Below are 10,302 nucleotides of genomic sequence, written 5' to 3' on the forward strand. Positions count from 1 at the left end.
CTAAACGCTAGACAGGTGCTATTCAGGAAAGTATTAACAGCGCCCAAGCATTGTCTGACTTGACAGTAGTACTTTTCTTAAACGGGAAGATTCTTACATTGATTGAACGATTTTGAACAGTGATTCAGCACAAGTTTTATGACTGATGAGTAACAAGTGCTCAGGCAAAGCCCTGCGCCAACCTGCGGATATGTGACGTGAGTCACATCGGTTGGCGCTGCGAAAAACCTTGAATCAGTTCAAACCCAGCTTGCCGCGCAGGGTCGACAGGTCTTCGGCCAGGGTGTTGACTGGCCCGATGAGGGCCTTGCGGTCGTTTTCCCTGACCTTGTCATAGGTCTCAAAGCCGCCGTCGGCAGTTTTGTATTTGGCCAGGATGCTGTTCACCGTGGCGAAGTTCTTGTCGACCTTGGCAGCAAAGACCTTGTCGCTCTGTTCTATTTGCGCACGGAACAGATCGAAGATCTTTTTCGCGCCGTCCACGTTGCCCTGGAAGTCATACAGGTCGGTGTGGCTATAGCGGTCTTCTTCGCCGGAAATTTTGGTGGCGGCCACTTCTTCCATCAATGCTGCAGCACCGCCGACGACTTTTTCCGGCGGGAAGGTCAGCCCGGCAACGCGGGTCTGCAGGTCCTTGACGTCGTTATTCAGGCCGTCTGCGAGTTTGTCGAGCCCCAGGGTACTGTTCTCGGCAAACAGGCTGTACTCGATGCGGTGAAAACCGGTGAAGTCAGGCGCAGTGACGCCTTTTTCGTGATCATCTACGCGTGAATCGATCGAGGCGTCCAGGTCGCTGAACAGTTCGGCAATCGGCTCAATCGACTCGTAGTAAACGCGGGTCGGGGCGTAGAGTTTTTTGGCCGTGACCAGGTCACCCTTTTTCACGGCATCGGTGAATTTTTGCGTGTTGCTGGCCAGCTCATCCAGCTGCTCGGTAACGTAGATCTTGTAGTCGGACACGGGTTGCACCAAATCCAGTGGCGCGGTTGCAGCGAGCGCCGACAGAGGGGTGTGGAGCAAGCCCAGGGCAAGGAACAGTGCGAGCGGGGTCTTCTTCATGGGACTTTTTCCGGTGGGTTGAGGTTCAGGTGCGTGTAGCAGCTTCGAGCAGCGAGCGGCCGATAAAATCATGTTCGTCGCGCACGCCCGGCAGGGTGAAGAAGTATCCGCCGCCCACAGGCTTGAGGTACTCCTCCAGGGGTTCACCGTTGAGCCGGGTTTGCACGGCGATAAAGCCCTGTTCCAGGTCGCGCTGGTAGCAGATGAACAGCAAGCCCATGTCCAGCTGGCCGTTCTTGTTGACGCCATTGGAGTAGTTGAACGGCCGGCGTAAAATCAGGCTGTTGCGTGTCTGCGCGGTACGCGGATTGGCCAGACGGATGTGGGCGTCAAGTTTGGTGATCTTGCCGTGGGGGTCCTTGCTGTAATCCGGCACATCGGTCTCCCGGGCACCGTCCATGGGCGCGCCGCTGGCCTTGTTGCGGCCGAAAATGCTTTCCTGCTCCTGCAGGGGGGTACGGTCCCAGCGTTCGACGAAATTGCGGATGATGCGCACTGCCTGATAGCTGCCGTTGACCGCCCACTGCGGCTCGCCACTGTCGGGCTGGACCCAGACAATCTGGTTCATCGCTGTGTTGTCGTTGGAGTCGGGGTTGGCCGAGCCATCACGAAAGCCCAGGAAGTTGCGCGCACTTTGCGCCGGCTCGCCGGGCTTGACCGGTGCTTGCGGCGGCACGGTGCCTTCCTGCTTCCAGCGCACCAGCAGCAAGTCGGGCATGTTTTTCACAATGTCGCGAAGGGCGTGGATATTGGTGTCGGCGGTATTGGCGCAAAACTGCAGGCTTAAGTCGCCGTGGCACTGGGCCGGGTCCAGGGCATCGTTGGGGAAGCCCTGCATGCGGCTCAGGTGTTTGGGTTTGATCTTGGCCAGGGCAAAACGCTCATCGAACAGGGATTCGCCCACGGACACGGTAATGGTCAGGTTGTCGGGGCTGACCACCGGGCCGAGAATGCCCGAGTCCACCGGCGGCAGCTTCGGATCGACCTGGGCGACCGGGCCGCCTTTCATCAGGAAGGCGATGCGCTCATTCAGAGTGCGCAGCAGGCGTTCGAGACCTTCGCGGTCCGTGGCCAGTACATCAAAGGCCACCAGCATACCGGCGGCCGGGCGCGGGGTGACAATGCCATTTTGGTGCTGGCCGTGAAAGTCGTGATGATCCTGGGTCTTGTCGCTGCTCGGCGCCTGGGTGACTTGAGCATTGGCCGGGTTGGCGGCGGCCATGGCCGGGCAGCTCAGGGCGCCGCCAGCCAGTGCCGCCCCGGCGACCCCCATGCCCATCAGGATGCGCCGGCGTTGCAGGTTGAACTCGTTCGGGGTGTGTGGTGAATCGCTCATGTACGTCTCGTCTGCAATTACAGGCCGCTAAGGCCGAGGGCGGGATCGATTCCATCGAGTGCATCGGCCATAACCTTGGCCTTGTTGCTGATTTGTTGGCGCTGCGGGGCGCTGACGGTGTCGTAGGTGCGGTAGCCCTGCGGGGTTTTCAGGCCATTGAGTTCGGCATCCAGCGCGCTGCTGGCACCGTCTATGGTGTGCAGCAGGTCGGCATTTTTCTTGAGCAGCAAAGGGCGCAGCAGATCAACCACTTTGTGCGCAGCCTCAAGGTTGGCGGCAAAGCCATTGAGGTCAATATGGCTGTAGCGCTCCTCTTCGCCGCTGTTGGCGCGGTTATCCGCCAGGTTGTGCAGGGTGCGGGCGACGATGCTGACCAGTTGTTCGGGGGGCAACGATTGGGCAAGCAACTGTTGCTTGAGCAGCAGGCCATTGGCTTGCAGCTGCTGGACAATCGGCGCCAGGCCTTGAGTACTGCGCTGGTCAAACAGGCCGTATTCCAGGCGGTGGAAACCGGTAAACCCCGGATCCTGCTCGCGCTTTTCGAAATAGTCGGCGCGAGCATTGATGGCGTTGTCCAGCTCGGCAAGGCGTTGCGCTGCCGGCGCCAGGCGTTGATAGGCCTCGCGTGCGGGGGTGTACAGAGCCTGCGCCTGCTCCAGATCACCGGCGCTAATGGCTTGCGACAGGGCATCGACAGCCCTGGTCAGGGCGCTGCCCTGTTGGCTCAGGTAAACCCGAAACTCTGACAACGGCCCAACAAAGGCCACCATCGTAGGCCTGGCATTGGCGCTGGCTTCGGACGCTGCAGTGGGCGTCACATGCAGGGTGCCGCGGGGGTTGCTGAGCAGGCCGCAGGTGATGGCGTAATCGCCAGGAGCGAGTGTCGCGTTGATCACCTGGCTCAGACCCGGGGCAATGTTTTCCCGCTCTTCGACCACCAGCACACCGTCGAGAATTTCCCACTCCACCGCGCGCTCGGAGGCATTGACGATGCGAAAGCTGTTGAAGCCGGCCGGTACAGTCAGGGCGTCGGGTTCACAGCTATGCGGGTGGATGGTCACGGTTATTTCAGTGCCGTGAGCCTTGCGCTTGGCCGCGGCCAGTTGCGAGGCGTAGTAGAACAACCCGCCGGCTGCGATCATCACGATCACCGAGCCGGCCACCGCCCAGCGCAGAGCGCGTGGGGGTGTACCGCTTGCAGGGGTTGGCATGCTTGACCTTATGGGTTTGTTACTGAAGAAGGGTGGGCGGTTTTGGCCGGTGCCGGCGGGCGAAAGAACATCACCAGCGTGACGACCAGATAAATCACATACGCACCGAGCACGCTGACGGTGGGGGCGTCCTGATAGCCGAACATGCCAGCCAGTACGGAGCCTAGCGGGCCATCCATCGGCAAGTGGGCGCTGATATCAAAGACCACGTCTTGCCAGTGGTTCCACAGGCCTGCCTCGTGCAGGGCCTGTACCGAGTTGGCCAGGATGCCCGCAGCGACCACCAGAATAAACAGGCCGGTCCAGCGGAAAAACAGCCCCAGGTTCAGGCGCATGCTGCCGCTGTAAATGGCAAAGCCGACGCCGATGGCCAGCAGCAGGCCGAGCAGGGCGCCCAGGGGTGCGGCGGGGCCTTCGCTTTGCTGGAAGACGGCTAACAGGAAAAATACGGTTTCAAGCCCTTCCCGGGCGACGGCAAAAAAGACCATGGCAATCAGTGCCGTGACTTGATGCTGGGAGCCGGCGAGGGCGTGATCGAGGGAGGTGTGCAGCGAATGCTTGATCGAGCGCGCGACCTTGCGCATCCAGAATACCATTGAGCTGAGAATGCCCACGGCAATGAGGCCGACGATGCCTTCGAACAGTTCTTGCTGTTTTTGCGGGAACTCGGCGCTCATCAACTCCAGCCCGCCGCCCACCAGCAAAGACAGGGCGGCGGCCAGAAACACCCCGACCCATACGGCGGGCATCCACTGCCCGCGGCCTGTTTGCTTGAGATAACTGGCAATGATGCCGACGATAAGTGCGGCCTCAATCCCTTCGCGCAGCATGATCAGAAATGGAACCAGCATGGTGGGCTACCGCGTCACAAATTAGTTAGGGTGCTAATTTGTAACATACTGATACGTATTGCCAAACAAGAATCGATTGCATTTGCTGAACGGTTGCTGAACGAAGATGGGGGTGTCTATTCAGCTTTTGCGGGAGCGGGCCTGGATCGAGTCAGGTAGTTCTACTGGTCTTTGTTGAGCACGCTTTGTTCAGCATCCTTCTTTAGCTCCTGCAGGCTTTCCAGTGCGGTTTCAGCCTTTATGGCGCGCAAGGAAAGGGCTGCGTGGCTTTCCTGGATCTGTGCGTGGGCCTGTTTCAAGCCTTCACTTTCCTGCGTGGCTACGCGCAGGCGCTCTTGAAGCAGGGTGCGTTCACTTTGCAGCTGACTGAGTTGGGTGTTGAGCTGCGTATTCTGGTTGCCCAGCTTGTGCTGCAGGTCATTGGCCTGGTTCAGTTCCTTGCCCAGTGCGCGGCTCTCGCTCAGTACGCGCTCATTGTCGCGATGCAGCTGGGTGATTTCATCCTGGCGTACCAATGCACTTTGCTGGGCCTGACGCAGTTCCATTTGCACCTGCTGCAACTGGCCTTCATGACGGCGCTGATCCTGCTCGCGCTGTTCCTTGGTCGCGCTGCGATAGTGCTCCAGCGCATCGCGGGCGTGCAGGTGCTTTTCTTCCAGCGAGCGAATCTGCTCGTCACGATCTTTCAGGCGCAGGTCAAAGTCGCTGCATGCCTGATTCAGGGCTGCGTTGCGAGTCTGTTCGGTTTGCAGCATTGAGCGGGTGGCGTCGAGTTGGGTGCTTTCCTGATGCAGCGCTGCGCCCTGGATCTCCAGTTGCTGCTCAAGCTGTGCCCGAGCGTCCTGTGCTTCGTTCAACTGCGCCTGCAGTTGCACTTTGAGCTGCTCGTAATGCGCCTGAGCCCGGTCAATGGGCTCTTGTGCCTGCTCCTGCAGGCGCTGGGCGAGGCGGGCAACCAGCTCAGTCAGTTCATCATCGATTTGCTCACGAGGCACGCCGCGGCGCGAATCAACTTCGTCCAGTTCCTTTAGATAGCGATGGATCGTGGTTTTCGACCCGGTATTGCCCATCTCGATACGTACCGCATCAATGCTCGGGTGTTCGCCTCGAGCCAGGATCGCGGTGCGTGCAATTTGCACCACTGCCTTGTTTACGCCGCCACGGGCCATGGTCATCTCCTACGATTATGTACTGTGGTATGTATCATGTAATTACATACTAGATTAGCACATTTTATTGATGTTATTTAATGAAAAATAAGACGGGATATACTGGTATTATCCCGTGCCAGAGCCTTGAAACTGCTTTTAAGGCCTGTTTTCGGTACGCCACACAAGAGAGCTGCCCATGAGCGAGCTGGATCGCTACCTGAACGCCGCGACCCGCGACAACACCCGCCGCAGTTATCGGGCGGCCATTGAGCACTTCGAAGTGACCTGGGGCGGGTTTCTGCCGGCCACCAGCGATAGCGTGGCGCGTTATCTGGTGGCTCATGCCGGGCAATTGTCGATCAACACCCTCAAGCTGCGCCTGTCAGCGATTGCCCAGTGGCACAACAGTCAGGGGTTTGCCGACCCGACCAAGGCGCCGATGGTGCGCAAGGTATTCAAGGGTATTCGGGCACTGCATCCCGTGCAGGAGAAGCAGGCGGCACCGCTGCAATTGCAGCATCTTGAACAGGTGGTCGAGTGGTTGGAGGCTGAGGCCCTGGCGGCGCAAGCCAGTGGTGATCAGCCGGGGCTGCTGCGCGCAAGGCGTGACGCCGCCCTGATCCTGCTCGGTTTCTGGCGCGGATTCCGCAGTGATGAGTTGTGCCGCCTGCAAGTCGAGCATGTACAGGCTGTAGAGGGGGCAGGCATTACCTTGTATCTGCCACGCAGCAAAAGTGACCGCGACAACCTCGGCAAAACCTTTCAGACCCCGGCCCTGCTGCGACTGTGCCCGGTGCGCGCCTACATCGAATGGCTCAATACCGCGGCGTTGGTCCGCGGCCCGGTGTTCCGCGGAATCGATCGCTGGGGCAACCTGGGGGAGGAGGGCTTGCACGCCAACAGTGTGATCCCGTTGCTGCGCCAGGCGCTGGAGCGTGCGGGCATTGCGGCCGAGCAATACACCAGTCACTCCCTGCGTCGCGGTTTTGCGACATGGGCCCATCAAAGTGGCTGGGACTTGAAGTCACTGATGAATTACGTCGGCTGGAAAGACATAAAGTCAGCCATGCGCTATGTTGAAGCCACCCCGTTTACCGGGATGAGCATCACCGCGCAAAAAAACATCGGCAACTGATCAACATCAAGTTGAAACCTGTTCAGGTGGATCATATTTAGTTTTCGGCTATTTATAGGTACGCCTGATAGCTAAAACCAATCGTCAGCATCAGCTTTGCCAATGAGCCAGATACGAAATCTGTTGTTAGGATTCACCCCATCAACTTTTCAACCCTGACGGAGAGTCAACGATGCCTATCATCAACAGCCAAGTTAAACCATTCAAAGCAACTGCCTACAAAAACGGCAGCTTCGTGGAAGTGTCGGACGCTGACCTGAAAGGCAAGTGGTCTGTCGTGTTCTTCTACCCAGCCGACTTCACCTTCGTTTGCCCAACCGAACTGGAAGACCTGGCTGACAACTACGAAGAGTTCAAAAAACTCGGCGTGGAAATCTACAGCGTGTCGACTGACACCCACTTTGCCCACGCTGCCTGGCACAACACTTCGCCAGCCATCGGCAAAATCCAGTACACCATGATCGGCGACCCTACGCTGACCATCTCCCGCAACTTCGACGTACTGATCGAAGAAGCAGGCCTGGCTGACCGCGGCACTTTCGTGATCAACCCTGAAGGTCAGATCAAGATCGTCGAGCTGAACGATGGCGGTGTTGGCCGTGACGCTTCCGAGCTGCTGCGCAAAATCAAGGCCGCTCAGTACGTTGCTGCTCACCCGGGCGAAGTGTGCCCTGCCAAATGGAAAGAAGGTGAGTCCACCTTGGCTCCATCGCTGGACCTGGTTGGCAAGATCTAAGGCCGTGAACCAGCCAAGGGCGGTGATCCGCACCTGAGTTGTAAGCCGCATCGCCCTCAAAACGCCCGGGCGAGATTCGCTCGGGCGTTTTTTTGTAAAAAATTCATGTTCAAAGGAGATCGCCCGTATGTTGGACGCCAATCTAAAAGCTCAGTTGAAGTCATACCTGGAGCGGGTCACGCAGCCGATCGAGATTGTTGCCTCTCTCGACGACGGTGCGAAATCCCGTGAAATGCATGACCTGTTAAAAGAAATCGCCAGCCTTTCCAGCATGATCACCCTGCTGGACAACGGTAACGATGTGCGCAAGCCTTCGTTCTCGTTGAACCGCCCGGGCGGCGATATCAGCCTGCGTTTTGCAGGCATTCCGATGGGCCACGAATTTACTTCGCTGGTGTTGGCCTTGCTGCAAGTAGGCGGCCACCCATCGAAAGCCAGTGCCGAAGTAATTGAACAGATTCGCTCCCTTAAAGGCGAGTTCAACTTCGAGACCTATTTCTCGCTGTCCTGCCAGAACTGCCCTGACGTTGTGCAGGCGCTGAACCTGATGGCAGTGCTTAACCCGAACATTCACCATGTGGCGATTGACGGTGCCCTGTTCCAGGACGAAGTGACCGAGCGTCAAGTGATGGCGGTACCCAGCGTTTACCTTAACGGTGTCAACTTTGGTCAGGGCCGCATGGGCCTTGAAGAGATTCTGGGCAAGCTGGACACCAGTGCAATTGAGCGTCAGGCCGAAAAAATCAGCGCCAAGGAAGCTTTTGACGTGCTGGTGATCGGCGGCGGCCCGGCCGGTGCTGCCGCGGCGATCTATGCTGCCCGCAAAGGCATCCGTACTGGTGTGGCAGCCGAGCGCTTCGGCGGTCAGGTGCTGGACACCATGGCCATCGAGAACTTTATCTCGGTTCAGGAAACTGAAGGGCCAAAGCTCGCCACTGCACTTGAGGAGCACGTCAAGCAATACGACGTCGATATCATGAACCTGCAGCGTGCCGACAAGCTGATTGCCGGCAAGGCAGGTGAGTTGCACGAGGTGAAGTTTGCCAGCGGCGCTTCGCTCAAGGCCAAGACCGTAATTCTGGCCACCGGTGCGCGCTGGCGTGAAATGAACGTGCCCGGCGAGCAGGAATACCGTAGCCGTGGCGTGGCTTACTGCCCGCACTGCGACGGTCCGCTGTTCAAGGGCAAGCGCGTCGCGGTAATCGGCGGCGGCAACTCTGGCGTCGAAGCAGCCATTGACCTGGCGGGTATTGTGGCGCATGTCACCCTGCTGGAGTTCGATACCAAACTGCGTGCCGATGCCGTGTTGCAACGCAAGCTGCACAGTTTGCCAAACGTGAAGGTCATCACCAATGCACAGACCACCGAGGTCACCGGTGACGGCCAGAAAGTGAACGGCCTGCGCTACAAGGATCGTCAGTCCGGTGAAGTTCATACGGTCGAACTGGAAGGGATCTTTGTACAGATCGGCCTGTTGCCAAACACTGACTGGCTCAAGGGTACTGTCGAGCTTTCGCCTCGCGGCGAGATCGTTGTCGATGCCCGCGGTGAAACCTCGATCCCCGGCATTTTTGCCGCCGGTGACGTGACCACCGTGCCATACAAGCAGATCGTGATTGCAGTGGGCGAGGGCGCCAAAGCCTCACTGAGTGCCTTTGATCACTTGATCCGTTCTTCAGCGCCGGAATAACCGGGCGCAAACAAAAAACCCCATGAGCAGTCATGGGGTTTTTTTTCGTTCGATTTTTACATCGGTTGTGGCTGGATGATTTCGACCCAGTAACCGTCCGGGTCCTTGACGAATGCCAGGGATTTCATGCGCCCATCGTTCAGGCGCTTCTGGAAGTCCACATTCAGAGCTTCAAAGCGCTCGCAGGCAGCACGAATATCCGGTACCGAAATGCAGATATGGCCAAAGCCGCGCGGGTCGGTGTTGCCGTTGTGGTAGACCACGCTGTCATCGGTTTCTGAACCGTGGTTATGGGTCAGCTCCAAGATGCCGGGGATGGACTTCATCCACAGTGTACGGGCTGCGTCGTCTGCCGGGATCTGTGCCTTGTCCACCAGGGCCAGAAAGTACAGGCTGAACTCGGCTTCAGGGAAATCGCGCTTCTCAACCAGCGAGAAGCCCAGGACGCGGGTATAGAAATCCAGGGATTTCTCGATGTTCTTGACGCGCAGCATGGTGTGGTTGAAAACGAAGTTGTGCGTAGCGCTATCCGGGGAAGCAGTGACGCCGGGAATGTTGTTCAGGTCTTGCAGGCTCATGAACCCTCCGAAAATAAGGCATAGGTGATCGGTCGCTACGTTGAGCGTGATGGGCGAATGATACGGAATGTGACGTCTGGCGCCAAACCCGTTTTCAGGGCGCAAGCGGTCTGCGGCAGGGAGGCAGTTGGGTTGCGGGGCAAATCACGGGCAAAAAGAAGCCCGCCGAAGCGGGCATGGGGCGCTAGTCCTTTAGCAGCCTCTATCCTGTGACCCGCGATGTGAAAAAATTGTGAAGCGCCGGCGTGTTCACGGTCTTTTGGACGCATGGATGTCACAACAGGATAATTCCTACTCGGTATTACTGTTTTAGCCGTAGTCAGTTGAGTGTTGGCGCACGGGCGGGGCAGTTATTGATGCAGGCATATTCAACGACGGAAGTGGGCAGTGCCTTTTCTGGCTGGCACCTTCATGTGGTGCATTAAACATCCGCCCAAGATTAAGCAAAATTGAATCAAGTTGAACCTTTTAGTTAAACAGGGCGGCCGCGAAAACTGAGTGCAACACCTGACCTTTCCGGTACGGTGCTGCCCCTATGTCCTATTCCGAACTCAG

Annotated in this window: 9 protein-coding genes; 3 read left to right on the plus strand and 6 right to left on the minus strand. The window is 58.0% G+C overall.

Translation table 11 applies throughout. The annotated features are described in order from the left end of the window. Positions 1-234: 234 nt before the first annotated feature. The 5 genes from efeO (GHN92_RS16750) to GHN92_RS16770 all read right to left on the minus strand — a co-directional run bounded on the left by efeO (GHN92_RS16750) (position 235) and on the right by GHN92_RS16770 (position 5,626). The gene (gene efeO, locus GHN92_RS16750; RefSeq protein ID WP_133144597.1) at positions 235-1,059 is read right to left on the minus strand and encodes an iron uptake system protein EfeO; all 825 of its coding nucleotides are present in this window, start codon (positions 1,057-1,059) and stop codon (positions 235-237) included. 25 nt (positions 1,060-1,084) lie between these two features. After that, entirely contained in the window at positions 1,085-2,395 is a 1,311-nt protein-coding gene (gene efeB / locus GHN92_RS16755; protein ID WP_133144598.1) for an iron uptake transporter deferrochelatase/peroxidase subunit, read from the minus strand. Positions 2,396-2,412: 17 nt separating this feature from the next. Further along, positions 2,413-3,606 carry an iron uptake system protein EfeO gene (gene efeO, locus GHN92_RS16760; RefSeq protein WP_133144599.1) on the minus strand — a complete coding sequence of 398 codons (1,194 nt, stop codon included), beginning with the start codon at positions 3,604-3,606 and terminating at the stop codon, positions 2,413-2,415. 8 nt (positions 3,607-3,614) lie between these two features. Then, on the minus strand, positions 3,615-4,457 hold the full coding sequence (gene efeU, locus GHN92_RS16765) for an iron uptake transporter permease EfeU (protein ID WP_133144600.1): 843 nt from the start codon (positions 4,455-4,457) through the stop codon (positions 3,615-3,617). Between the two features lie 161 nt (positions 4,458-4,618). Next, positions 4,619-5,626: a DNA-binding protein gene (locus tag GHN92_RS16770; protein ID WP_133144601.1), complete on the minus strand. Its 1,008-nt coding sequence runs from the start codon at positions 5,624-5,626 to the stop codon at positions 4,619-4,621. A 178-nt stretch (positions 5,627-5,804) separates the two neighbouring features. Between GHN92_RS16770 and GHN92_RS16775 the strand changes: the two genes are divergently transcribed. The 3 genes from GHN92_RS16775 to ahpF all read left to right on the plus strand — a co-directional run bounded on the left by GHN92_RS16775 (position 5,805) and on the right by ahpF (position 9,169). Continuing rightward, positions 5,805-6,743 (plus strand): site-specific integrase, encoded by a 939-nt coding sequence (locus GHN92_RS16775; RefSeq protein WP_095000268.1) that lies wholly within the window; start codon positions 5,805-5,807, stop codon positions 6,741-6,743. A 172-nt stretch (positions 6,744-6,915) separates the two neighbouring features. Beyond that, on the plus strand, positions 6,916-7,479 hold the full coding sequence (ahpC, locus tag GHN92_RS16780; protein WP_016780891.1) for an alkyl hydroperoxide reductase subunit C: 564 nt from the start codon (positions 6,916-6,918) through the stop codon (positions 7,477-7,479). A gap of 127 nt (positions 7,480-7,606) precedes the next feature. Then, the gene (gene ahpF / locus GHN92_RS16785; RefSeq protein WP_095000267.1) at positions 7,607-9,169 is read left to right on the plus strand and encodes an alkyl hydroperoxide reductase subunit F; all 1,563 of its coding nucleotides are present in this window, start codon (positions 7,607-7,609) and stop codon (positions 9,167-9,169) included. A gap of 56 nt (positions 9,170-9,225) precedes the next feature. Here the strand turns inward: ahpF and gloA are convergent, their stop codons facing one another. After that, positions 9,226-9,747 (minus strand): lactoylglutathione lyase, encoded by a 522-nt coding sequence (gloA, locus tag GHN92_RS16790; protein ID WP_095019190.1) that lies wholly within the window; start codon positions 9,745-9,747, stop codon positions 9,226-9,228. Between the last annotated feature and the right edge of the window lie 555 nt (positions 9,748-10,302).

Source organism: Pseudomonas sp. FSL R10-2964 (assembly GCF_009600035.1).
Taxonomy (GTDB): Bacteria; Pseudomonadota; Gammaproteobacteria; order Pseudomonadales; family Pseudomonadaceae; genus Aquipseudomonas; species Aquipseudomonas bubulae.

What these genes read in the sequence shown, in the direction of transcription:
- efeO (WP_133144597.1), bottom strand. Translation starts at nt 1,059, where the DNA reads ATGAAGAAGACCCCGCTCGCACTGTTCCTTGCCCTGGGCTTGCTCCAC.
- efeB (WP_133144598.1), bottom strand. Translation starts at nt 2,395, where the DNA reads ATGAGCGATTCACCACACACCCCGAACGAGTTCAACCTGCAACGCCGG.
- efeO (WP_133144599.1), bottom strand. Translation starts at nt 3,606, where the DNA reads ATGCCAACCCCTGCAAGCGGTACACCCCCACGCGCTCTGCGCTGGGCG.
- efeU (WP_133144600.1), bottom strand. Translation starts at nt 4,457, where the DNA reads ATGCTGGTTCCATTTCTGATCATGCTGCGCGAAGGGATTGAGGCCGCA.
- GHN92_RS16770 (WP_133144601.1), bottom strand. Translation starts at nt 5,626, where the DNA reads ATGGCCCGTGGCGGCGTAAACAAGGCAGTGGTGCAAATTGCACGCACC.
- GHN92_RS16775 (WP_095000268.1), top strand. Translation starts at nt 5,805, where the DNA reads ATGAGCGAGCTGGATCGCTACCTGAACGCCGCGACCCGCGACAACACC.
- ahpC (WP_016780891.1), top strand. Translation starts at nt 6,916, where the DNA reads ATGCCTATCATCAACAGCCAAGTTAAACCATTCAAAGCAACTGCCTAC.
- ahpF (WP_095000267.1), top strand. Translation starts at nt 7,607, where the DNA reads ATGTTGGACGCCAATCTAAAAGCTCAGTTGAAGTCATACCTGGAGCGG.
- gloA (WP_095019190.1), bottom strand. Translation starts at nt 9,747, where the DNA reads ATGAGCCTGCAAGACCTGAACAACATTCCCGGCGTCACTGCTTCCCCG.